At 50.9% G+C, this 22937-nt stretch carries 22 protein-coding genes; 2 read left to right on the top strand and 20 right to left on the bottom strand.

Annotated elements, in window-relative coordinates:
• Positions 1-12: 12 nt before the first annotated feature.
• From AC0LWF_RS04125 to pdhA, 8 genes are all read right to left on the bottom strand, one after another.
• On the bottom strand, positions 13-1503 hold the full coding sequence (locus AC0LWF_RS04125) for a glutamate synthase subunit beta (protein ID WP_474650266.1): 1491 nt from the start codon (positions 1501-1503) through the stop codon (positions 13-15).
• Between the two features lie 203 nt (positions 1504-1706).
• The gene (locus AC0LWF_RS04120; protein WP_474650265.1) at positions 1707-2207 is read right to left on the bottom strand and encodes a dihydrofolate reductase; all 501 of its coding nucleotides are present in this window, start codon (positions 2205-2207) and stop codon (positions 1707-1709) included.
• A gap of 21 nt (positions 2208-2228) precedes the next feature.
• Positions 2229-3023, bottom strand: a complete 795-nt coding sequence (locus tag AC0LWF_RS04115) for a thymidylate synthase (RefSeq protein WP_474650264.1) — start codon at positions 3021-3023, stop codon at positions 2229-2231.
• 51 nt (positions 3024-3074) lie between these two features.
• A complete protein-coding gene (locus AC0LWF_RS04110) occupies positions 3075-3521 on the bottom strand; it encodes an acyl-CoA thioesterase (protein ID WP_474650473.1) in 447 nt (148 codons plus the stop codon).
• 161 nt (positions 3522-3682) lie between these two features.
• Positions 3683-5098 carry a dihydrolipoyl dehydrogenase gene (gene lpdA, locus AC0LWF_RS04105; RefSeq protein WP_474650263.1) on the bottom strand — a complete coding sequence of 472 codons (1416 nt, stop codon included), beginning with the start codon at positions 5096-5098 and terminating at the stop codon, positions 3683-3685.
• 4 nt (positions 5099-5102) lie between these two features.
• A complete protein-coding gene (locus AC0LWF_RS04100; RefSeq protein WP_474650262.1) occupies positions 5103-6437 on the bottom strand; it encodes a dihydrolipoamide acetyltransferase family protein in 1335 nt (444 codons plus the stop codon).
• Between the two features lie 35 nt (positions 6438-6472).
• Positions 6473-7450, bottom strand: coding sequence for an alpha-ketoacid dehydrogenase subunit beta (locus tag AC0LWF_RS04095; protein ID WP_474650261.1), 978 nt, complete (start codon positions 7448-7450; stop codon positions 6473-6475).
• Between the two features lie 42 nt (positions 7451-7492).
• A complete protein-coding gene (gene pdhA / locus AC0LWF_RS04090) occupies positions 7493-8560 on the bottom strand; it encodes a pyruvate dehydrogenase (acetyl-transferring) E1 component subunit alpha (protein WP_474650260.1) in 1068 nt (355 codons plus the stop codon).
• A gap of 290 nt (positions 8561-8850) precedes the next feature.
• Between pdhA and AC0LWF_RS04085 the strand changes: the two genes are divergently transcribed.
• Positions 8851-9594, top strand: a complete 744-nt coding sequence (locus AC0LWF_RS04085) for an alpha/beta hydrolase (RefSeq protein WP_474650259.1) — start codon at positions 8851-8853, stop codon at positions 9592-9594.
• A gap of 78 nt (positions 9595-9672) precedes the next feature.
• Here the strand turns inward: AC0LWF_RS04085 and AC0LWF_RS04080 are convergent, their stop codons facing one another.
• On the bottom strand, positions 9673-10155 hold the full coding sequence (locus AC0LWF_RS04080; RefSeq protein WP_474650258.1) for a low molecular weight protein-tyrosine-phosphatase: 483 nt from the start codon (positions 10153-10155) through the stop codon (positions 9673-9675).
• The gene (locus AC0LWF_RS04075; RefSeq protein WP_474650472.1) at positions 10148-10831 is read right to left on the bottom strand and encodes a trimeric intracellular cation channel family protein; all 684 of its coding nucleotides are present in this window, start codon (positions 10829-10831) and stop codon (positions 10148-10150) included. Before AC0LWF_RS04075 ends, AC0LWF_RS04080 begins: the two co-directional genes overlap by 8 nt.
• A 214-nt stretch (positions 10832-11045) precedes the next feature.
• Here AC0LWF_RS04075 and AC0LWF_RS04070 point away from each other — a divergent pair, with 214 nt between their 5' ends.
• Entirely contained in the window at positions 11046-11690 is a 645-nt protein-coding gene (locus tag AC0LWF_RS04070; RefSeq protein WP_474650257.1) for a thiamine diphosphokinase, read from the top strand.
• A 64-nt stretch (positions 11691-11754) separates the two neighbouring features.
• Here the strand turns inward: AC0LWF_RS04070 and AC0LWF_RS04065 are convergent, their stop codons facing one another.
• The 10 genes from AC0LWF_RS04065 to AC0LWF_RS04020 all read right to left on the bottom strand — a co-directional run bounded on the left by AC0LWF_RS04065 (position 11755) and on the right by AC0LWF_RS04020 (position 22911).
• The gene (locus tag AC0LWF_RS04065; protein WP_474650256.1) at positions 11755-13731 is read right to left on the bottom strand and encodes an endonuclease MutS2; all 1977 of its coding nucleotides are present in this window, start codon (positions 13729-13731) and stop codon (positions 11755-11757) included.
• Positions 13732-14191: 460 nt separating this feature from the next.
• Positions 14192-14971, bottom strand: a complete 780-nt coding sequence (locus AC0LWF_RS04060; RefSeq protein ID WP_474650255.1) for an MBL fold metallo-hydrolase — start codon at positions 14969-14971, stop codon at positions 14192-14194.
• 33 nt (positions 14972-15004) lie between these two features.
• Positions 15005-15673, bottom strand: coding sequence for a GNAT family N-acetyltransferase (locus tag AC0LWF_RS04055; protein ID WP_474650254.1), 669 nt, complete (start codon positions 15671-15673; stop codon positions 15005-15007).
• Positions 15674-15702: 29 nt separating this feature from the next.
• On the bottom strand, positions 15703-16365 hold the full coding sequence (locus AC0LWF_RS04050) for a GNAT family N-acetyltransferase (protein ID WP_474650253.1): 663 nt from the start codon (positions 16363-16365) through the stop codon (positions 15703-15705).
• Between the two features lie 27 nt (positions 16366-16392).
• Positions 16393-17256, bottom strand: a complete 864-nt coding sequence (locus tag AC0LWF_RS04045) for a carbon-nitrogen hydrolase family protein (RefSeq protein WP_474650252.1) — start codon at positions 17254-17256, stop codon at positions 16393-16395.
• 18 nt (positions 17257-17274) lie between these two features.
• Entirely contained in the window at positions 17275-18630 is a 1356-nt protein-coding gene (locus AC0LWF_RS04040) for a HAMP domain-containing sensor histidine kinase (RefSeq protein ID WP_474650251.1), read from the bottom strand.
• A complete protein-coding gene (locus AC0LWF_RS04035) occupies positions 18627-19325 on the bottom strand; it encodes a response regulator transcription factor (RefSeq protein WP_474650250.1) in 699 nt (232 codons plus the stop codon). Before AC0LWF_RS04035 ends, AC0LWF_RS04040 begins: the two co-directional genes overlap by 4 nt.
• A 70-nt stretch (positions 19326-19395) precedes the next feature.
• Positions 19396-20991 (bottom strand): serine/threonine-protein kinase, encoded by a 1596-nt coding sequence (locus AC0LWF_RS04030; RefSeq protein WP_474650249.1) that lies wholly within the window; start codon positions 20989-20991, stop codon positions 19396-19398.
• Between the two features lie 124 nt (positions 20992-21115).
• The gene (locus AC0LWF_RS04025) at positions 21116-22132 is read right to left on the bottom strand and encodes an SAM-dependent methyltransferase (protein ID WP_474650248.1); all 1017 of its coding nucleotides are present in this window, start codon (positions 22130-22132) and stop codon (positions 21116-21118) included.
• Entirely contained in the window at positions 22129-22911 is a 783-nt protein-coding gene (locus tag AC0LWF_RS04020; RefSeq protein ID WP_474650247.1) for an ABC transporter ATP-binding protein, read from the bottom strand. Before AC0LWF_RS04020 ends, AC0LWF_RS04025 begins: the two co-directional genes overlap by 4 nt.
• Positions 22912-22937 lie beyond the last annotated feature (26 nt).

Below are 22937 nucleotides of genomic sequence, written 5' to 3'. Positions count from 1 at the left end.
CGAAGAAAGTACTTACGGCAGCATCGTTGTTCCCATCAAGTAGCGATCCACTTCGCGAGCAGCTTCACGGCCTTCGTTGATTGCCCAAACAACCAAGCTTTGTCCACGGCGCATGTCGCCTGCAGCGAATACTTTGTCTACGCTAGTCTTGTATTGACCGTATGCCGCTTTCACGTTCGAACGGCGGTCTGTTTCAAGACCAAGCTTCTGAACCAAAGTTTGCTCAGGTCCGTCGAAGCCAACTGCAATCAGAACGAGATCAGCAGGCCATACTTTCTCTGTGCCTGGAATTTCGGTATAGATTCTGCGGCCGGTTTCAGGATCAACTGTACGCTCGATTTGAACGGTATGCAATTCCTTCAAGTTGCCATTCTCGTCGCCTACGAATTTCTTCGTCAGTACGGAGAATGCGCGAGGATCAGAGCCATACAGAGCTTTCGCCTCTTCTTGCGCGTAATCAAGCGTGTACACGTTCGGGAATTGCGGCCAAGGATTCTTCTCGTTATCACGAACGAGCGGAGCTTTGCCTACTGTACCGAATTGTGTAACCGACTTACAGCCGTGACGAAGCGCTGTTGCTACGCAGTCCGTACCTGTGTCGCCGCCGCCGATAACGATGACGTCTTTATCTTTTGCCGAAATATAATTGCCATCTTCCAAATTGGAATCAAGGTAGCTCTTAATTGTACCGTTCAAGTAGTCCATAGCAAGATGAACACCATTCAGGTCACGGCCTGGAATATCCACTTCGCGAGCTTTCGTCGCACCGCCGCAAAGAACGATTGCATCGAACTCATTCATCAGCTGCTCGGCAGGCACGTTGCCGCCGACTTCAGCATTCGTAACGAAGTTAACACCTTCCGCTTCCATCAGGTCAACGCGGCGCTGAACGACTTTCTTATCCAGCTTCATCGTTGGAATACCGTATGTCAGCAAGCCGCCAATGCGGTCTGCACGCTCGTACACTGTTACTGTATGGCCAGCTTTGTTCAGCTGTGCCGCAGTAGCCATGCCAGCAGGACCGGAGCCGACAACTGCAACCTTCTTGCCTGTACGCATAAGCGGCGGCTGTGGTACAACCCAGCCTTCCTCGAAGCCTTTGTCGATAATCGACTGTTCGATCGTCTTAATAGTAACCGCATCGCCGATCAGGCCGATTGTGCAAGAGCCTTCGCACGGAGCCGGGCAAACACGACCTGTAAATTCAGGGAAATTGTTCGTCTTGTGCAAACGATCCAGCGCTTCGCGCCATAGGCCGCGATAGATCAAGTTATTCCATTCCGGAATGAGGTTATTCACTGGACAGCCGGAAGCTCCGCCCGACAATTCCATGCCTGTATGACAATAAGGCGTTCCGCAATCCATACAGCGCGCGCCTTGGGTTCTCAATTGATCATCGCTAAAATGTTTATGAAATTCTTCCCAATCCTTAATCCGTTCAAGCGGATCGCGATCTGCCGGTAGCTCGCGTTTGTAGTCCATAAATCCAGTAGGTGTAGACATGATTGCTTTTCCTCCATCCATTTTCCCATTCCGAATGTTGCATATCTCTCTAAAACTATATCGGGAATCAGTCTATTATTCAATATCAAACTTTCCCATTATAAACCTGATTAACTATTCTCATAATCGTAGCAAGCAGGCTCATCTCTATAAATGGATTTTCCGTACAATCATTTGCACTTTATCACATATTGTACGTCATTTCAATTCCTTACATAGGTTACGATCTCGAAGTCATATGCATTATTCTCATCACTCGCATATGGCTCACGGCTCGAAACAGACCAGTCATCTAAGGAAAATTCCGGGAAATGCGCATCTCCCGCGACATCCGCATCCACCTCAGTCAACAGCAGCTTGTCTGCATAGGGAAGGAACTGCTTATAAATCTCCGTCCCGCCTATAATCATCAGCTCTTCGTTATTCGCAGAATCGGCGCCATACTTCGTAAGGGCTTCTTCAATCGAGTGAACAACTTCACAGCCTTCCGGCTTGAAATCATGCCCCCTCGTCAAAATAACGTTTCGGCGTTTCGGGAGCGGACGCGATCCGAATGATTCAAACGTCTTCCGACCCATAATGACCGTCCGGCCCAGAGTCGTACGGCGGAAATGAGCCATTTCGGCAGGCAAATGCCACGGCATTCCATTATTAACGCCAATAACCCTGCCTCGTGCCATTGCGGCGATCATCGTAATTGTCATGTTCGAGAGCTCAGTCCCTTCTTAGATCGCAACTTCTGCTTTGATCGTCGGATGATGCTGATAGTTTACAATCTCGAAATCATCGTATTCATAATCAAAGATTGAATCCGGCTTCCGTTTAATATGAAGCGTCGGCAATGGGAACGGCTCACGTGTGAGCTGTAGCTCGACCTGTTCAATATGATTGCTGTAAATATGAACATCTGCGCCGGAATAAATAAACTCGCCGACTTCCAAATCACACTGCTGTGCAATCATATGCGTTAGAAGCGCATACTGTGCAATGTTGAACGGCAGGCCAAGGAATGTATCCGAGGAGCGCATCGTCAGCATGCAGGACAGCTTGCCATTCGCAACATAGAATTGGAATACGAAGTGGCACGGCGGCAGCTTCATATTATCGATCTCCGAAACGTTCCATGCGCTAACGATATGGCGGCGGGAATCCGGATTACGCTTGATCGAGTCGACTACATTCGCAATCTGATCAATTGTGCGGCCATCAGGCGTCTCCCAAGCACGCCACTGCGAGCCATAAACAGGACCGAGATCACCGTTCTCGTCCGCCCATTCATTCCAAATCCGAACGCCGTTCTCCTGCAGATAGCGTACGTTAGTATCGCCTTTCAAGAACCAGAGCAGCTCATGGATAATGGATTTCATATGCACCCGCTTTGTCGTAACGAGAGGAAAGCCTTTGCTTAAATCGAACCGAAGCTGGCGCCCGAATACGGACTTCGTTCCAGTCCCCGTCCGGTCTTCTTTCTCTACACCGTTCTCAAGCACATCGCGAAGCAAGTCTAAATAAGCTCTCACTTGACGTCAAACCCCTTCCTCTAAACGATACCTATCCCAAGATTATACCATTTATTTGCCCTTTTGTCTGTCCTGTTTTCGCTGCATTCTTAAGGAATAGCGATCAGGCGCAGACGCATGAAGCTGCTTCTCTTCTTCGGTCTCTGGGATGATTGCCGGGACTCTGGTCGGCTTCCCGTTCTCATCAAGCGCAACGAAGGTGAAGAATGCAGTGACTGCCGTTTTCCGCTCGCCTGTATACACATTCTCCGTTTGTACTTTCACGTAGATCTCCATCGAGCTCTTATGCGTCCAGGTTACGAATGCTTCAACATCAATCATATCGCCAACCTTTATCGGTGCAACAAAATCAAGGCTGTCCGTCGATGCAGTCACGACAGGACCGCGTGCATGGCGCATGCTTGCAATCGCTGCGATCTTGTCCATGTACTCCATCACCTTACCGCCGAACATCGTGCCATGATAATTCGTATCGAGCGGGAAAATAAGCTGCATCATCGTCGATCTGGATTCACTCGTGAATTTGCTGCCTGTTTCAGTTGACAAGTAGCTGCACCACCTTGCTATAGAATGAATGAGAGGAAATGCGATTTATGTAGAAAAGAGGCCCGCTGCAGTGAGCTGCGGCGTGACCTCTTCTTGTATCGAATGAAGCTTTATTATTTGGAGATCGCGTGGATCGGGTGACCTAGCGCAACTTCAGCTGCGTCAAGTACGATCTCGCCAAGCGTTGGGTGAGCATGAATCGTCAGGGCGATATCTTCAAGCGTTGCGCCCATTTCAATTGCAAGGCCAAGCTCTGCGATCATGTTAGATGCTTCGATACCAGCGATTTGCGCACCAAGCACCAGACCGTTATCCGCATCTGCAATGATCTTCACGAAGCCTTCGTTCGCGCCAAGGGACAATGCACGTCCGTTGATGTTGAACGGGAACTTGCCAACCTTCACGTTGTAGCCTTTCTCCTTCGCTTCCTTCTCGCTATAGCCTACGCTAGAGAGCTCAGGATCGGAGAAGACAACAAGCGGAATGCACTTGTAGTCGATCTTGCTTGGTTGTCCCGCAATCGCTTCAGCAGCAACGCGACCTTCGTACATCGCTTTGTGCGCAAGCGCCGGGCCTGCAACGATGTCGCCGATTGCGAAGATGTGCGGAATGCTAGTGCGGCATTGCTCATCCACCTCGATCATGCCACGGTCAGTCATTTTAACGCCGATCATATCAAGGCCAAGCTCACCATCCGTGTTCGGACGACGGCCAACCGTTACGAGCAGGTAATCTGCTGTTACAGTCTTATCTTCGCCTTTTACGGTATAGGTTACAGTAACATCGTTCTCGGTTTGAACAGCGCTCTTCGCTTGTGCGCCAGTTACGATTTCCGCTTTGGACGCTTTCAGCTTCTTCGCTACGAGTGCAGACATGTCGCTGTCGAAGCCAGGCAGGATCGAATCCGAGCCTTCAATTACAGTAACTTGTGTGCCGAAGCGAGCGTACATTTGGCCAAGCTCTACGCCGATGTAGCCGCCGCCGATAACGACAAGGCTCTTCGGAATCTCAGGCAGGCTGAGCGCTTCTGTCGAAGACACGATGCGGCCGCTGTATGGGAAAGCTTTCAGCTCGATTGGACGCGAGCCAGTTGCGATGATGCAGTTCTTGAAGCGGTAACGAGGTGCTTCTTGTTCATTGAATACACGAGCTTCGTTCTCGTTAATGAACATCACTTCGCCGCTGAAGAATTGGATTTTGTTTGCTTTGAGCAGGGCGCCTACGCCGCCAGTCAATTTCTTAACGACGCCGTTCTTGAACTCCTGCACTTTGCTCCATTCCACTTTCACATCGGATGCTGTGATACCGAAAGAAGAAGCGTGGCCAATGGATTCATATTGGTGCGACGCGGAAATCAGCGCCTTGGATGGGATGCAGCCTACGTTCAAGCACACGCCGCCAACATATTGTTTATCTACAACGAGCACGCTTTGACCAAGCTGTGCCGCGCGAATTGCTGCCACATAGCCACCAGGGCCTGCGCCGATAACGAGCAAATCAATATCTAGAGAAGCATCTCCTACTACCATCGTTTTAGACCTCCATTACAAGTAATTGCGGATCAGCAAGCAGCTGTTTAATGTAGTTCATGAAGTTTTGAGCTGTTGCGCCGTCGATGAGACGGTGGTCAAAACTTAGGGAAAGAGCCATTACGGATGCAGCGACGATTTGTCCATTCTTCACAACCGGCTTCTCGGAAATACGGCCAGTACCCAGAATCGCAACTTCAGGGAAGTTGATAACTGGTGTAAAGAACATACCGCCAGCGGATCCGATGTTCGTAATGCTGATTGTGCTGCCCTTCATCTCAGCAGGCGTCAGCTTGCCGTCGCGGCCGCGTGTCGCCAAGTCTTTAATGGAATCAGCAACCATCCACACATTCTTACGGTCAGCATCGTGGATAACAGGAACGATCAAGCCGTTGTCTGTATCTGTAGCGATACCGATGTTGTAGAACTTCTTGTAGACGATCTCTTGCTTCTCTTCATCGAGCATCGCGTTCATGATCGGGAACTGACGGCATGCCGCTACGAGTGCTTTCACGATGAATGGCAGGTAAGTCAGCTTAACGCCTTTCTTCTCTGCAAGAGGCTTCGCTTTCGTGCGAAGCTCAACAAGCGCCGTTACATCAACTTCGTCCATGATTGTAACGTGAGGCGCCGTGTACATCGACTTCACCATTGCGTTCGCAATTGCTTTGCGGATGCCTTTGAACGGTACGCGCTCTTCTACGCGATCGCCGACAACGACAGTTGCTGGCGCGCTAGCTGCTGCTTTCGCTTCGCTCGCTGCAGGTGCTTCTACCGCTGCGCCTGCTGCTGCAAGTGCCGCAGAGCCGCCGCCAGCTGCGAATGCGTTGATATCTTCGCGAGTGATGCGGCCGTTCTTGCCCGAGCCCGCAACTGTTGAAATATCTACGCCTTTCTCACGAGCGTATTTGCGCACGCTTGGTGTAGCAAGTACAAGACCGCCCGCTGCTTTCGCAGGAGCCGCCGCTGCTGCCGGAGCTGCTGGTGCAGCCGGAGCCGCTGCTTGTGCTGGCGCAGGTGCCGCTGCTGGAGCAGCAGCCGCAGGAGCGGCATTGCTATGGCTGTCGCCGGCTGGTGCCGCTTGCTCAGGAAGCTCGCCTTCCGCGTCGATAATCGCTACGATATCGCCGACGTGGCATACTTGACCGTCCTTGACGAGCACTTCAAGCACTTTGCCGTTCACAGGACAAGGAACTTCTACGATCGCCTTGTCATTCTGCACTTCCATGATAATATCTTCATCCGTTACCGTAGCACCCGGCGTAATGTGCATTTTGACGATTTCGCCTTCATGCAGTCCTTCGCCGAGCTCTGGGAAACGATATTCGAATTTCGCCACGTTCCGTGACCTCCTTCACAACCTGATGTCTATGATTAAAAGTTCATCACTTGATTAACAGCCTTAACAATCCGTGCCGGATTTGGCAGCCAAGCGTCTTCAACTTGCGCGAACGGATACACCGTATCTGGACCAGCTACGCGTAGTACTGGCGCTTCCAGGTGAAGAATCGCGTTTTCGTTGATTTGAGCAATGATTTCCGCTGCTGCGCCGGACGTTTTTTGTGCTTCTTGCACAACGATCGCACGGTTTGTTTTTTTAATCGAAGTAACGATTGTCTCGATATCAAGCGGAAGCAATGTACGAAGGTCGATAACCTCAGCCTTCACGCCGCTTTTCTCGAGCTCTTCAGCTGCTTTAACCGCAGTGTGAACCATCAGGCCGTAAGCGATGATCGTTACATCGGAACCTTCACGAACGACGTTCGCTTTGCCGATCTCGATTGTGTACGCTTCTTCAGGCACATCTTGACGGAATGCATGATACAAGTTCAGGTGCTCCATGAAGAATACAGGGTCGTTGTCGCGGATTGCCGCTACAAGCAGACCTTTCGCATCGTACGGGTTGGAAGGCACGATTACTTTGATACCAGGAGTTTGGATTGCCAAGCCTTCGAGCGAATCCGTATGCAGCTCAGCCGCTTTAACTCCGCCGCCGAATGGCGTACGGAATACGATTGGCGAGTTGTAACGGCCGCCGGAGCGGTAACGCATACGCGCTGCTTGGATAAACATTTGGTCCATCGCTTCATAGATGAAGCCGACGAATTGGATTTCCGCTATTGGACGGAAGCCTTGAAGCCCCATACCTACTGCCATACCTGCGATTGCAGATTCAGCAAGCGGCGTATCAAATACGCGGTCTTCGCCGAACTCTCCTTGAAGTCCTTCAGTCGCACGGAATACGCCGCCGACTTTACCGACGTCTTCACCGAAGACGTATACGTTCGGGTCATTCTTCAGCTCCACGCGCATTGCATCGCGGATCGCTTCTTTCATATTCATCTGAGCCATTGTCGCGAGTTCCTCCTTAGCTTGCTTTACGTTGTCATCCCATTATTGAAAATCGGCTTTTTGCGCTTCCAGGTGTGCCGGTGTATGTTCGAACATGGAGTCGATCAAGCCGTTCACTGTCATTTTCTCTGTTTGTTCTGCCTTTTTGATGTGCTCGTTCACAGTCGCTTTCGCTTCTTCTTTCACACGAGCTGTATCTTCCTCGGTCCAAAGACCTTTCTTCTCCAGGAACTTCGCGAAACGAGTGATTGGATCTTTCAGCGCCCACTCTGCTTCTTCGTCCTTCGTACGGTACTTCGAAGTGTCATCCGCCATGGAATGCGGACGGAAACGGTAAGTCAGCATCTCGATCAGCGTCGCGCCTTCGCCATTACGGCCGCGTTCTGCTGCTTCTTGTACTGCTTTAATAACGGCAAGTACGTCCATGCCGTCGATTTGAATGCCGCGGATACCTGCAGCCACTGCTTTATGAGCTACGGACAATGCGCCAGTTTGCTTCGCGTACGGAGTTGTGATCGCATAGCCGTTATTTTGTACGACATAAATGACTGGGAGCTTGAACACGCCGGCAAAGTTCATGCCTTCGTAGAAATCGCCCTCGGAAGAGCCGCCGTCACCTGTATAAGTGATCGCTACGCGCTTCTCGCCCTTTTTCTTGAACGCCATTGCAACGCCTGTTGCGTGCAGGATTTGTGCGCCGATGATGATTTGCGGCATCAATACATGCACATCTGCTGGAATTTGACCGCCGTGCTGATGACCGCGGGAGTATAGGAATGCTTGATAGAGCGGAAGTCCGTGCCATACGATCTGTGGCATATCACGGTAGCCCGGGCAAACGAAATCATCTTTATTCAGGGCATACTCACTACCGACCATAGATGCTTCTTGTCCGGAAACAGGAGCGTAGAATCCAAGACGTCCTTGTCTTCCCAAGTTAACTGCACGCTCATCCCATGTGCGTGTGAAAACCATACGATACATAATTTCTTTCAATTGCTCATCCGACAAATTCGGCATCATCGCCTCATTGACGATTTCTCCTTCTGGGGACAGAACAGAAAGTGGAGTTACAGGCTCCGTCTGAACTTCGTAAGGCAGCTTGCTCATATTGTTCACCTCAGTTGAATATTTGAAAAAACGAGTATCTCTGTTATAGAATGATTATAAACCTGTTTAACCGAAATGGTCAAAGCATAAAACTGTATAAACCGTTGTATTTTGCAACATTTCATCTATCAGCCTGCTAAATTGTATATGTAACAGAACTATCAATGTACTAGTACAGGATAATACAACAGAGGCAGAATAGGAAACACTTGTAAAAACTGCATTGAACCGCCTCCCTTTTGTTTACCCACAACACGTACAAACCATGCAAGCGCAAAGGAGTTTTATTCATGACTGATGCACGTTATTTGAAGAGAACGATCGTGAAGGATGTTATTTCTAGTCAAAATTTGCCGGAAGGACAGCGGAATCTACGCATCTATCTCCCGCCGGGCTATAACGAGCTGCTCAGCTACCCTGTCGTCTACTGTCAGGACGGCGAACAATTTTTCAACTTCGGACGTATCGCTACTACAGCGAACCAGCTTATTCTCGATGAAGGAATCGAACCGTTCATTATAGTAGGCGTCGAGGTCGACATCGCGAACCGTACGGCAGAATATGCTCCGAATGGCGCTCGCCATAGCGGCTATGTCGCTTTCTTCGGAGATGAACTTATTCCATATATCGAGTCCAAGTATCCAGCTAGACGGGAGAAGGATGCCCGTATTCTTGCAGGCGATTCGCTGGGCGGAACTGTAAGTCTGCATATCGCACTCTCCTATCCGGATTTGTTCGATCAAGTTATTTCCTTGTCTGGCGCCTTTTATCCCGCTTCACGCGCAATCGTCGAGCTTGCTCCTGATCTAAGCCAGCTATCGCTGTTTATGATCGTAGGCTTGCAAGAAACAGCATTTAAATCCGATACCGGCACCGTCTATGACTTCGTGGCAATAAACCGCGAGATGAAAGCGATCTTTGAGCGCAAAGGAGCTCGAATCGCGTACAGCGAGCACAATGGCGATCATGTGTGGGGCTTCTGGCAGCAGCATATCCCGGATGCTCTTCGTGCTTTTTTGCACGCAGAGGCTTGAACGGGTACGAAAACGAAATAAAAGAGGACCGTACTCCCTGCTCGGGAATATGGTCCTCTTCTACATCTACTTCGCCGTCTATGTAAGCTCGCTTTGCTCCGCACCGATTCGCTCGATCAGCCTCGCGCAGCCTTCGGACACCAGTCCGTACACCTCTTCGAAATTACCTGTGTAATACGGGTCAGGCACATCTTTACTCGCCTGCTCTGGCAGTAAATCCATAAACTTAAACACCTTCGCATGACCGTCCGACTTGCTGCCGAACAGCTGGCGCACATCACGCTCATTATTGCTGTCCATACAGATGATGTAATCAAACGATTGATAATCCTGTATGAGCACCTGTCTTGCGCGCATGCCTGTATATGAGATGCCGTACTCGTCAAGCAGCTTCCTCGTACCTTCATGAGGCGGCTTGCCAAGATGCCAATCGCCTGTTCCAGCCGAATCTGCTGTAATGCGATCCTCCAGATGCTTTTCCTTCAATTGATGCCGAAATACGGCTTCCGCCATAGGCGAGCGGCAAATGTTGCCTAAACATACAAACAATACTTTAATCATGTTGATTCCTTTCGGCTTGCTCTTGATTTGCAGCGGCGGCTTTCTTCTCATCGGTATAAACAGATTGAGCCAGCGCATATTTCAACGAACGGCGCGGTAAACGCCAGTTATAGTGAACAGATAGCATGCGGAAAATAATGACGATCACGAACAAGATAAGCAGCTGCGCCGGTGTATGGAACCACCCCAAGCTGATGACTGCGCCTGCCGCCATTGCCCACACGGCATAGATCTCGTCCCGCAGCACAAGCGGCTTTCGGCCAGCCAGCACATCGCGGATCATACCGCCGCCAATCCCTGTCAGCATCGCTGCCACCATCACGGCGCTAAGTGGATACTTATTCGTTGCATACAGTGCCCCTTGAATAGCAAAGGCAGATAACCCAATGGCATCGAAGAACGCTTCGCTCTTTTTCCACGTCTTGAGCCATTTGACTGGTAGAAAAAATGCGACTGTCATAGCGACGACCGCTGTCTTCAGCAGCATCCCCTGCGTCCAAATCGTCGGAATTGGAACGCCTATGAGCAGATTTCGAATGACCCCTCCGCCAAAAGCAGTAACTAGCCCAAGCACATAAACGCCCAAAATATCATACTCTTCTTCCATCGCAACGATGGCTCCACTCACGGCGAACGCTATCGTCCCTATAATGCTGAATACCGTGAAAATATCCATGTCCATCTGAATATTCATCTCATGATGCCCCCGCGTGTCTCCCCGATTAATAATCCTTACTCATTGTAGCCGCGGTCTTCGTATACTTCAAGCATTACCTTCATTCATTATGACCGAATATCAGGTAGTCAACGCAGGGCAATCGGAAGTATACTGGCTAAAGCGAAATCAGTGTAATGTAGATCCTATATCGAAAGGCTGGCAGATGGAGCAAATGGAGCTTAAACGAATCGTTATTTTTACCGGTGGTCGTCTGGGCAAATGGGCGCTCGATCTCATTGAAGATGGCGATCTATTGATCGGTGCGGATGCTGGGGCGTTCTTCCTCGCAGAGAACGGGTTTAAACCGAATATCTCGCTTGGCGATTTCGACTCAGTGACGCAAGCGCAGCTTGCACTCATCCGCGAGAAGAGCGATGAAACGCATGATTACGATCCGATTGATAAAGATTACACCGATACGGAGCTTGCATGGCGTCTTGCTTTGTCTCGAAATCCGCAGCAGATCGTAATGGTCGGCGCGCTCGGGACTCGCTTCGATCACTCGCTCGCGAATGTGCACTTGCTTCGAATGGCTCAGCAACAAGGCGTATCCGCCGCGATTATTGACGAACATAACTGTATCCAGCTAGCGTCTACGGGAGTACTTAATGTCCTTAACAAAGGCTATACCTACATTTCACTCCTACCTCTAACGGAGCAAGTAGTTGGCATTACGTTAACTGGATTTCAATATCCGTTACATGAGGCAACACTTGAAATCGGCCAATCGCTCGGAATTAGCAATAAGCTGCATGGTGAACAAGGTTCGATTGAACTGCGAGAAGGCCTGCTGCTTGTCATTGAGAGCCGGGACTAAATGCGAATGGAAAACAGCCAGTTCCGCCGCGTTGCTGCGTGGGAGCTGGCTGTTTTGTTTGCAGCTAGCCTTCCTTTTCGTCCGAAGGTGTGACAATCGCAAGCCCCGGCACATATTTGCGTTTCATTTGATGACGCACTTTGCGGTTCTCCTTCGATTCGAACACGATATCCATATCGTATTCTCCTTCGGGATATAGCTGCTTGCTTGGAATATAGAGCGACAGCCGTTTGCGATTGAAGGTCATCTTCGTCTTCTGCACTTGAACGATGACATCTCCGCGTTCATTGGCTGGCTGATAGACGATTCCGGTTCGCTTCAGCGGATAGATCCATACACAATCTCCGACTTCAAAAGGTTTCTTACCCCCTTCTTGCGGCATCTCGTTCGATTGCGCTTTCGGACGCTTCGCTTTGTTCTCTCGCTCAGGCGCAAGCTTCCACTCTTTTCCCTCTAATGCAATCTCATCCTCGGCATCTGTCGATTCCCCCGCAGCAACGGCAGCAGCAGATCGCGCTGTCGCCTTCAGCCGCTCTTCGGCACGCTGAACAACCTTCTCCGGCAAGCCGAACCGTCTTGCAATGGCAAGTGCATAACTGTCCCCTGCCTCGCCGACTTCCAGCTGATAGATGGGCTTCAACGTCTCTGCATCGAACGCCATCCGTGCATTCGTGCAGCCTTTCGTGCGAGCGGCGAATCGTTTAATCTCGTTAAAATGTGTCGTAGCCGCGACGAGCGAGCCTCGCTGCAGCAGCTCTTCAAGAACAGAAATGGCGAGCGCAATGCCTTCGCCCGGGTCCGTTCCGGCTGCAAGCTCATCGAGGAGAATAAGCGATCTTGCATTCGCACTTCGAAGCATTTCGCTGAGACAGTCCATATGCGCGGAGAACGTGCTGAGCGACTGCTCGATGCTCTGACCGTCGCCCACATCGGCCTGAATCGACTGGAAGAGGCCGAGTTCAGTACCAGGCTGTGCCGGAATCAGCAGGCCCGACTGCGTCATAAGCGCGAACAATCCGATCGTCTTGAGCGCGACCGTCTTGCCGCCGGTATTGGGGCCAGTGATAATAAGCTGGCGCCAATCACCGCCGATTTCAACTGTTAGCGGCACAGCCTTCTCGCCTAGAAGCGGATGGCGAGCTCCAACGAGCCGCACATAAGGCTTCTCAGCGATTGCTGCTGCAATTCCATTATATGTGCGACCCAGCTTCCCTCTTGCGAATATGAAATCAAACGATGCCATCGCTTCAACATTCCATTTCAGCTTATAGCCTTGTTCCTCTGCGAGATCGGAAAGCTGAGACAATATAGCCGTACGCTCCCGCTCCTCCTCTGATTTCCACATCTGCCACTCTACTTGGAGATCGGCGACATCGACCGGCTCAATGAACAAGGTCTGACCGCTTGCCGATTCGTCCCACACCGTTCCCGGAACTTGCTTGCGCAGCTCGCGTTTCACGGGAAGTACGAAATGCCCATTTCTTTTGCTGACTAGCGGATCTTGCAGCGCGGACTTGTATTTGCCAAGCAGCTGGTTCAGCTTGCGCTCAATCCGATCCTCTGCAGCAGCTAGATGTCTGCGAATATCGCCTAATTCAGGCGACGCCTGATCAGTTAGCACACCGTGCCGGATACAACGGTCTAGTTCTTGCAATAGCTCTGGGCAGTCATGCATCGAATCGGCATAGCTGCTTATCGTTGGTGCCGTCATCTGCTTGCTTGCCATATACCTCTTCATCTGCGCGACTGAAGTAAGCCACACGGCCAGATTGCCAAGCTCGAGCTCGGAGTAGATTTTGCCTTTGCCGAGCAGCGCCATGAAAGCTTCCATCCCCTCCATCGCCGAGATCGGCACGCTTGCTCCGGTTGCGAGCAATCGAACAGCCTCTGTAGTCTCCGTCAGCCATGCACTCACCTGACCTGCATGCGCGCTTGGTTCATGCCTCACTGCGAGTGCTTTTCCCGGACCCGAGACCGTATAGGATAGCAGCATCGCTTTAATTTTATCGAATTCTAATTTCGTCATTGTGCGGTTATTCATGATTAATGATCCATCCTTCGTCAATTAGATTGTGGACATAAAAAAACAGGGACGAGTAGCGCATCACGCTTCCCATCCCTGTCTCATGTTGACGGAAAATCCCCATTGACTCTCAACCCGCGCCTAGGCAGATTGAATACAATGAAAAAAGCGTGCTCCAAGAGCACGCTAATTTACCGTCCAGCAGGCGGAAATTGTCATGTTCTTAACTCATTGGTCGGCGTAAGCATGACAACTTCGCGATGAAATAAACCTACGGATAAACCGCAAATTTAGAAAATCACTACAAAAGTTGTTTCTGCCAAACGCCGCTTGAAGCACTTGAGGCTTCAAGTCTTATCCAATTTAGAAGTTAAGAACCATAACCCGCATTAAAATTTCCCCTTACTGCATAAAGTTAGTTTCACTATAACTTTCCAGCCACTCAGAAGTCAAGTGGACATTCGCCTAACCACCATGATTATACGACAACTGTCATACCAGTCCGAGCAAAAGTCACACCGTCTGGCAGCTCATAATCATGTGCGAGATCAATATCATGCGACATATGCGTCAGCATCGTTCTGCTAGGCCCAAGCTCCTGAATGAGCTCTAGCGCCTCTATCACATCGTACACCGACCTCGACTCAAACGGAAACGGTTCCTTGTAGAAGCTCGTTCCGAGGATAAGCAGATCCAGCCCGGCGAGCGGCACCAGCTCCTCGCCTTGAAGCGCAATCGAATCCGAGCAATACGCGAAAGCGCGCCCCGAAGCCGCATGGTCGAAACGGAACGCATAAGCATGTCCGTTCTTGCCATGATTTACGCGCCAAGTAAGCACTTCCCAGCCGCCAAACTGCATCAAACCGTCAATCGGAAGAAAATCAATTTGGTTCGGTATCCATGGGAATTGGCGCTTAATCGCTTCAATGACATCAGGCATCGCATACGCCCGTCCTCTTCGGCCAAGCCATCTATTCATATCCGCCCACTCCGGCAGTCCACCAATGTGGTCGAAATGCGCATGCGTAATCAGCAGCGTATCGATTTGCTTAAGCGATGCCGCCTCCATCTGGCTGCGCCAATCCGGGCCGCAGTCGATGAGCATGGTGCCGAATTCTTCGTCCGCCAAATGGACGAGCGAGCGGAATCGGCGATTTAGTCCGCTTCCTCTCGCTTCTTCACAGACAGCGCAAAAGCAATAAACGCGTGGAACCCCCATAGAATCACCTGTTCCCCAGAAGGTGATAGATAGGGTCATGATGATCACTCCTTTAAGTAGACAAGCCTCCGCCTACAGTGGAAGCAGTGCGATTGTTGTCTTGGTCTTAAGCTGCTCCATCATGGCATACCATTCATCCGGCTTAATCGGCAGCGCAGAATAGTACGTTGTTAGAAAATCAGTCACGAGAGAGGCCGGGAGCTCCGTTCTGTCCTCGTCCTGTGGCAAGAAACAGAAGTCCAAGCCACCGACAGCCGCGCCGTCCTCTTCCCATGAAGGATGTACATATGGGAAATCAAGCCGCATATAGCCGATATGCGATAGCACCTCGCGACGGACAAACGGGCTCATCGGGTAGATGCCGCCGAAGTCTGATTGCGCAAGCGCAGGGTTATAAATCTCCGCGAACATGCCGAGCGACTCCGTCTCGCTCGCTGCAGCCAAGTGCGCCAGATCAGCGCTTCTGTTCTTCATCAGGAAACGGCCGATGCCAAGGCCTGGGCGACCAATAATCGTGAAATCCGTCATAGCAACGCGAAGCTTCGGATAGTAACGATATTCGGTTGTGCCGACCACTTCACCCTCATGTACAGCTACGTACACATGGATGCTGTCATCCTGCAGCGGACCTTCCCATTTTTCATAGGCATATACTTCTTCAGGAGGGAAAACCGTTTCAAGCAGCTTGTGCATGCTGGCAAACAGCGGATCATGAATGGATATGATACGGATATAGTCCATTGTTCAGTACATCCTCTCGGTTAGGTAGATTAGGTTATAAAAGGATTGCGCCATTCCATTAGAGCTGCATAGTTGCAGGATTCATCATCTTCCAAATAATTGTCCGCAACACCGACCGGCATCCGGCCGCATCTAAGTAAGAATGAGATAACAGGATCATTGAACTTCCCTTCGATAATCCCTTGCAGGTATTGCTCTGCGGATACTTCGTCCATCACTTTATGATAGCCTGGCATTCGTCCGCCTCCCAGCAAACGAGTGAGCCGAAGGTGAACAACAACGTCGTACATGGAGAGCATGAGCCACTTGCCTATGCCGGCTTTGCGCAGCTCCGGAATGACGCACAGATCTACGACATAGAGCGTAGAGCCTTGCGGATCGTGGTTCGTAATATAACCGCTGCTTGTGATGGACTCCCAGCTGTGATCAGCTTGCAGCTGCTCGTCGCTTACTCGTAGAGCAGTCATCGATCCGATGAGCTTGCCGTCCATTTCTGCGCATATTGCCCCTTCCGGAAACAACGCAATATGCTGCATGAGCTGCTCCTCATTCCACCACAGCTCGGATGGGAATGGCGGCGGGAAGCTGACCCGCTGGATCTCAATCATGCCTTCCATATCGGCAGCCGTGTAATTGCGAATTACAATCTCGATGGGCTTGCCGTTCAAGTAGACGATTAACGATTTACGCATCTCGCGAATGAATCCCCCTTTTAAGGCTCACTTCCAATCGCCGTACAGATCTATTCGGCGGTCACGCCAAGTCGTAACAGAACCGGCTGCGCGAACATCGTGAAGCAGCTGGACATTGAGATCAGCGACAACGAGCATATCATCGTTAATAATGCCTTCCGTCATGATGCCTGCAGGTGGGAACGGAATGTCATTAGGCGATATAACGGCTGCTTGTCCGAAGTTCGCGCGCATGAAATCGACTTTGCGCAGCGAGCCGACTGTACCTGTCGTCACGATGTATACTTGATTCTCAACCGCTCTTGCATGGCAGCAGTAGCGAACACGATAGAAGCCATGACGGTCATCCGTACAGGATGGGCAGAAAATAATGTCCGCGCCTTTGGCTCTCGCCATCCGAACGATCTCCGGAAACTCGATATCATAACAGGTCAGCATCGCGATTGTGCCAAACTCCGTATCAAACACTTGCAGCCCATCGCCGGGTTGCATATTCCATTCATCACGCTCGGTCGGCGTCATATGCAGCTTCGCTTGCCGCTCAACGCGACCGCTTGGATAGAATAGATGCGCAGAGTTATTCAGCTTGCCGCCGCCAACATCAATGACATGAGTACCGCCAATGATATGCATGCTGTATTCGGCTGCGAGTGACTGAAACAGCGCGATATAGCGGTCTGTAAATTCTGGCAGCCGCTCGATCGGGAGCGGACGTCCTTGTTCATCTCCAATAGACAGAAGCTGCGTCGTGAAAAATTCCGGAAATAAAACAAACTGAACGCCATACTCGGATGCGTTCCTCACATAGTGTGTAGATTGCGCGGCAAATTCATCGAAGCTGGCGATATCCGCAAGCTTGTATTGCACGGCACATACTCGTAAACTGCTCATTTCGCATCTCCTATTCGTTTATTTCTTTTGCGGCAGCGCTACCGAAATCGTCGTCCCTTGATCTGGCTTGCTGAACACGTCGATCTTGCCTTCATGCATATCGACAATGCGTTTGGCGATAGATAAGCCAAGACCTGCTCCCCCGGTAGCCCGGCTTCTCGCGCCGTCGACGCGGTAGAAACGCTCGAACAGATTCGATATTTCGTCCTCAGGGATGCCAATCCCTTTGTCCGATACGGACAAACGTACGATACCTTTGTTCACGGATAACGTAATATCGATCGCGTCTTTACTGTATTTAATGGCATTATCGAGCAGAATGACGAGGAGCTGGCGGATCTTGTCCTTGTCTCCATTCAGCCTGACATCCTGCTTGCCCGTATGTACACGAATCATTCGCTGGAACGTCAAATGCAGCATATCTGCCGTCTCGTCCGCTAATTGTACGAGATTGAAGCTCTCGATGTTTAGCCAATCTTCCTGCTCTGCGTGAGCCAGCTGCAGCATGGACTTCGTCAAATTTTGCAGCCGCTGCGATTCCTTGCTGATCGCTTCAATCGCTTCATCGCGAATATTCGCGTCATCGCGCCCCCATCGCTTCAACATGCCGGCATAGCTGCTTATGACCGTAAGCGGCGTCTTCAGCTCATGCGATGCGTCTGCGACGAACTGCTTCTGCCGCTCAAACTGCCGATCGAGGCGATTAATCATCTGATTAAACGCCCGCGCCAGCTGCAGCAGCTCAGCAGACTGATCGCGCTGCGCAAGCTCGATCTGCCGCAGCTTCCCGCTTCTGTCGATCTCCCTCATCGTCTGCACCATATGCTGTATTGGCGACGTGAGCCTGGAGGTGAACCAATAGGTACCGAAGATAGCGAATAGAATGGCGCCGATACTCGTAATCGTCAGCGCGATAACAAGCACTTGCAAGTAGCTGTCTAGCAGCTGCAGCTTGCGGTAAATCTCTAGCGTACCGATCACTTCATTGTTCTTGTAGAGCGGCACCTTCATATAGAGCACTCTGCGTCCTTCGATGAAGAACATGCCCGTATCATGCTTGTTTGTAAACACTGGCTTAAGCGCGAGCAGCTCAGGGTCTGACCCTTGCGAATTGAGTATCTTGCCGCTGCTGTTTACGATGCGCATCAGCTCGTCGACATTGTAGTAATCTCTGAGCAGATCCGCGTTCGACAGCTGCGACGGTTCGCTAATTCGCCTATCCTCAAGCAGAATATTCACTTTATTCGTAAGCAGCTGATCTTCGCTTCTCATCGTGATTTTGATCACAAATAAATAAACGAAAATATTAAACAAGATCAGAATGAAAATAAGCCAAAAGATCGTAAAGAACGTGAACCTTCTTCGCAGCGTCATGCATCCGGCTCCTTCAGCATGTAGCCGACGCCGCGCACGGTATGAATAAGCTTATGTCGATAGCCTTTATCAATCTTCTGCCGCAAATATCGAATGTACACGTCAACCAGATTGGTCTCGCCGATGAAATCATAGCCCCATACTTCGGACAAAATATCTTCCCGTGACTTCTCCTCGTTCCGATGCTCCGCCAAGTAGACGAGCAGCTCAAATTCCCGCGGGGTGAGCTCGATCAGCACATCTTTGCGATACACTTTGCGTGTGCGCAGCTCAATCGACAGATCAGCCACTTTAAGCACATCGGGGCTCTCCGCTTCCTTCGGCTGTGCTTGGAAAATTCGCAGCAGATTGCGGACACGCGCCAGCAGCTCCTCCATCGCGAATGGCTTCGTAATATAATCGTTAGCTCCATGCTCAAAGCCGCTTACTTTATCAGGAATCGTATCGCGCGCAGTCAGCAAAATAATCGGAATCGGATTGCCGGACTGGCGAATTCGGCGCAGCACTTCAATACCGTTCAGCTCTGGCAGCATGACATCAAGCAGCAGCATATCCCATTCGCCGTTCGTCGCTTGCTCCAAGCCACTCCTGCCGTTAGCAGCGCGACCGACTATATAACCTTCATGTTCCAGCTCTAATTGGAGGACCCTGGCAATACCGTCCTCATCTTCGATGACTAGAATGCGTTCGTTCATTCTTGGTTCGCACCCACTTCGTAGTAGACTTCTTCACTATCATAAAGAAGCAGATGAGCCATTGCAAGCATTAGCGAGCCTTGTCGATCCGTGCTATGAGCGGGTTTAAAGCACGTTCCAGCTTGGGAAGCCAGCTTCTATTCGCTGTCGCCCATGACCCTGACCATTGCTGCTGCACCCATTCTTCAGCTGGCAGCAGCGGGATTTCGCAGAGCGGCTTCTTCGGAATTGCGCTGATCCATTCGCCGCGATATCGGAACTTCATCGTTTTGTTCGCAAGCCAGTATGTCTCTTTGCCTGCCTGATCACGCTCATAGCTGATGCGTTCGGCCGCTTTCATACGATGAGGCGTCCATTTGGACACCGCGGGATCAACTACGAACACAAGCAGCTCGCATTGGATCAACTGGAGCTCCATCTCAGATGTCCGCGATGATTGTGAAGTCCATCTACTAGAGACATCCGTAATCCGAATTGGCGCTGAAATGGAGGCGCTTAGCAGCTTGTATTGCATCGCAGAGTCGAGACTTGACTGCATGATGGCTGGCTCAAGCATGAACCATTGAAGTAGTCGCGAGCTTGACGAGTAGAAGCTGCGATATATGGGTACTGTGAGCGCAACAGGATGCTGCTTGGCAGGCTGTGCTAGAAGCGCATGCCATTCTGGCTCGAGCTCGGGATGCTCAATCGCTGCACATGGGATTTGGCGTGCCTGAAGCAAGTGTGCAAGTGTCAATGCGATGAAGGTCCCGCCTGCTCCAGGCGATAACGAAGCAATCATGATGCTTTGTTTCCGGTAAGACCTACTCTTCTCATGGTGGACATCATCGCTTATTGCGGGCAGTCCGTGAAGACATTTCGTAAGCGCGTTTTGCGCCTCCATGACATTGCTGTACCGGAAGCTCGGATTCGGGTCGATCATACGGCTTATGACTGCTGCTAGTTCTTGCGGCACATGAGGGAGCAGATGAGGTCCTGAATTCCGCGTACCATCATCAACTGCCACTTTCCTCCCCCCACTAAGTAAGTAATAAAGAAGTGCTCCTAAGCCGAATACGTCCGTCCGAACATCACTCTGCTGCTCTCCTTCCTGCTCAGGCGCGGCAAAGCCCGGCGTTCCAAGCCGAACAGTGTCCTGTTCCTTCCCAGGCTTGTATTCCCGCGCAATGCCAAAGTCAATCAGACGCACGAAACCGCTCCGATCTATCATAACGTTCGTAGGCTTCAAGTCACGATGAATAATGGCCGGGTTTCGAGTATGCAGGTAATGCAGCGCATCTGCCAGCTGGATGCCGATATCGGCAGCACGGGCAGCAGGGATAATGCCTTCGTGCTCAGTCATATAAGCTTGTAAGGTCATGCCGTCGATATAATCCATGACTAACAGCTCATGACCTTGCTGATCTGGCGGAAAATAATCAATAATAAGCGGCAGATGTGGATGGTTCAGCCGCATGAGAAGTCCTGCTTCTTCAGCACTGCGTGATGCATGATCTTGGTTCACAAGGTTCATTTTCACAGCTCGAAGCTTGCCCTGCAGACGGATATCCTCAGCAGCATACACCTCCCCCATACCTCCGCGTCCAATACGACCAATTACAAGGTAGCGCCCTCCTATGATGTCGCCAGGCTCATAACTATGAGTTACTTGCTTATTCCGATCCATATCGACCCCTCCTGATTCATAAAAAAATTACTAACCAAAAAAAGCACCCCGAAAGAGCAACTGCTGAGCAGTCGGTTCAATCGGGATGCTTTCCCATTTTCATATGGTAACGCTACTTCTATTTCTACTTCTTCACCAAGTATAACGTAATTTCGTCGCGGTTGTGGAACAATTGCTTCGCCTTCTTCAGCTCGAACGCACTTTCCAGCTTCGCAACGACATCACGGATCGTCTGCAGCGGCTTCTTATGCATCAGCTTCAGCGTGATGATCGCTGTCGCGCCATCCGAGAGTGCGTCTGTCTTCTCAAGTACGAGCTTCGCCATTTGCATCGGGCTCCAGCTCATATCGCAGACGAGAAGATCGAACGTTCCCGATGGAAAATTGACATCCGACGCATTCTTCTTCATCACCGTCAGCCTCGGGTAAGCCGAAAGCGACGGATGCAAATTAGCCGGGTCGATGGACGTTACGCGCAGTCCACGCTCAAGCAGCAGCTGTGTCCAGCCGCCAGGTGCAGCGCCGATGTCCACAGCTTGCTTATAGGTTTCAAAGTATAGCTTGAAAGCACGCTCTGCTTCGAGCAGCTTAAATTTCGCCCGGGAAATTTGCCCTTCTTCGCGTTGAAAGCGCACTGCGCCTCCAGGCCAATCAGACAACTGTTCAGCCGGTGTACCCCAGCCAACATAGAGCTCCTCCGCTCCTGCAAAGATCGACAGGATCACGTCAGGCGACTGCATGACTGTCTCAGCGCCGACTTCCATTAAGACCGCATCCAGCACCGACTTCGTATCGGCAGCGGAATACATGAACGGCGTTTTCTCCACGCGGCGGAGATGAACCGCTACAGTTTGATCAGCTACGCGCGAGCGTGCGTGGCGAACCAGCTCAGACAGCGCCTGCAGATCGTCTGCACTGCCTTGAATCGGCAGAGCGCGCTCGATGTGCTGAATGTGGCGCAGGAAGACTGGTTCATTCTTCTGCAGCAGGTCGAGCAGCTCTTCGCGGCTAAGCGGTACTTCCATCTTGAATACTTCCCCCGCGATTAGCTGGGTGAATTTAATGCCATTAACGAACCGGCGCAGCTCTTCCATCGCAAGCGATGCAAAGCCGTGGTTCGCTGTCCCTATCCAATGACTCACTTTATTATGCCTCCTGGTAATGCCCGGATCCACGGGCGGTCATCCGCCCATTCTACTTCAACTGGCCAGTCGTATGCACGGCTGAGCCATTCTGGACTTAGCACTTCTTTCTTCGGCCCCGCTGATAGAATCTTCCCGTCCTGCACGAGCGCAACATGCGTGAATAGCGGGATAATTTCCTCCATATGATGCGTAACATAAACGACAGTAATGTCACGCTTGCTCAAATGGCCAAGATCAATCAACAGCTTCTCGCGTTCATAGAGATCAAGTCCCGCGCAAGGCTCGTCCATAATGAGAATCTTCGGATTCGACATGAGCGCGCGAGCAAGCAGCACTTTTTTGCGTTCGCCTTGAGATAGTGTCGCCAGCGTTTGCTCTGCCGTATACAGGATCCCAACCTCATCCAGTAGGCGAAGAGCCTTCTGACGAACCTCCTCGTCGATTGTTTGGTAGAAACGCAGGAAAGCGTACTCGCCTGTTGCGACTACTTCCCATACCGGGTCACGCATTGTCAGCTTCTCTAGAACGGATTGGCTAATGTAGCCAATTTCCTTGCGCACTTCCCGTACATCGCATTCGCCGAAGCGATTGCCAAGCACATCTACAGTACCCGAGGATGGGAACTGATAGCCAGTCATCATCTCAAGCAGCGTCGTCTTCCCGCAGCCATTGCGGCCGAGAATGACCCAATGCTCGCCTTTATTCACTTGAAGATTAATGCCACTAAGTATTTGACGCTCCTCACGACGGAACGTTATGTCTTTTAACGTAATCACTATTTACCCTCCCATATGTTCGAGCC

The sequence above is a fragment of the Paenibacillus sp. sgz302114 genome, from assembly GCF_056120345.1.
Note: the sequence above shows the minus strand (reverse complement) of the source record. Positions and strands in the feature narration are given on the sequence as shown.

Coding starts and splice junctions, on each gene's coding strand:
- AC0LWF_RS04125 (WP_474650266.1), bottom strand. CDS start 1,503: ATGTCTACACCTACTGGATTTATGGACTACAAACGCGAGCTACCGGCA.
- AC0LWF_RS04120 (WP_474650265.1), bottom strand. CDS start 2,207: ATGACAATTACGATGATCGCCGCAATGGCACGAGGCAGGGTTATTGGC.
- AC0LWF_RS04110 (WP_474650473.1), bottom strand. CDS start 3,521: ATGATGCAGCTTATTTTCCCGCTCGATACGAATTATCATGGCACGATG.
- lpdA (WP_474650263.1), bottom strand. CDS start 5,098: ATGGTAGTAGGAGATGCTTCTCTAGATATTGATTTGCTCGTTATCGGC.
- AC0LWF_RS04095 (WP_474650261.1), bottom strand. CDS start 7,450: ATGGCTCAGATGAATATGAAAGAAGCGATCCGCGATGCAATGCGCGTG.
- pdhA (WP_474650260.1), bottom strand. CDS start 8,560: ATGAGCAAGCTGCCTTACGAAGTTCAGACGGAGCCTGTAACTCCACTT.
- AC0LWF_RS04085 (WP_474650259.1), top strand. CDS start 8,851: ATGACTGATGCACGTTATTTGAAGAGAACGATCGTGAAGGATGTTATT.
- AC0LWF_RS04080 (WP_474650258.1), bottom strand. CDS start 10,155: ATGATTAAAGTATTGTTTGTATGTTTAGGCAACATTTGCCGCTCGCCT.
- AC0LWF_RS04075 (WP_474650472.1), bottom strand. CDS start 10,831: ATGGATATTTTCACGGTATTCAGCATTATAGGGACGATAGCGTTCGCC.
- AC0LWF_RS04070 (WP_474650257.1), top strand. CDS start 11,046: ATGGAGCTTAAACGAATCGTTATTTTTACCGGTGGTCGTCTGGGCAAA.
- AC0LWF_RS04065 (WP_474650256.1), bottom strand. CDS start 13,731: ATGAATAACCGCACAATGACGAAATTAGAATTCGATAAAATTAAAGCG.
- AC0LWF_RS04060 (WP_474650255.1), bottom strand. CDS start 14,971: ATGACCCTATCTATCACCTTCTGGGGAACAGGTGATTCTATGGGGGTT.
- AC0LWF_RS04055 (WP_474650254.1), bottom strand. CDS start 15,673: ATGGACTATATCCGTATCATATCCATTCATGATCCGCTGTTTGCCAGC.
- AC0LWF_RS04050 (WP_474650253.1), bottom strand. CDS start 16,365: ATGCGTAAATCGTTAATCGTCTACTTGAACGGCAAGCCCATCGAGATT.
- AC0LWF_RS04045 (WP_474650252.1), bottom strand. CDS start 17,256: ATGAGCAGTTTACGAGTATGTGCCGTGCAATACAAGCTTGCGGATATC.
- AC0LWF_RS04040 (WP_474650251.1), bottom strand. CDS start 18,630: ATGACGCTGCGAAGAAGGTTCACGTTCTTTACGATCTTTTGGCTTATT.
- AC0LWF_RS04035 (WP_474650250.1), bottom strand. CDS start 19,325: ATGAACGAACGCATTCTAGTCATCGAAGATGAGGACGGTATTGCCAGG.
- AC0LWF_RS04030 (WP_474650249.1), bottom strand. CDS start 20,991: ATGGATCGGAATAAGCAAGTAACTCATAGTTATGAGCCTGGCGACATC.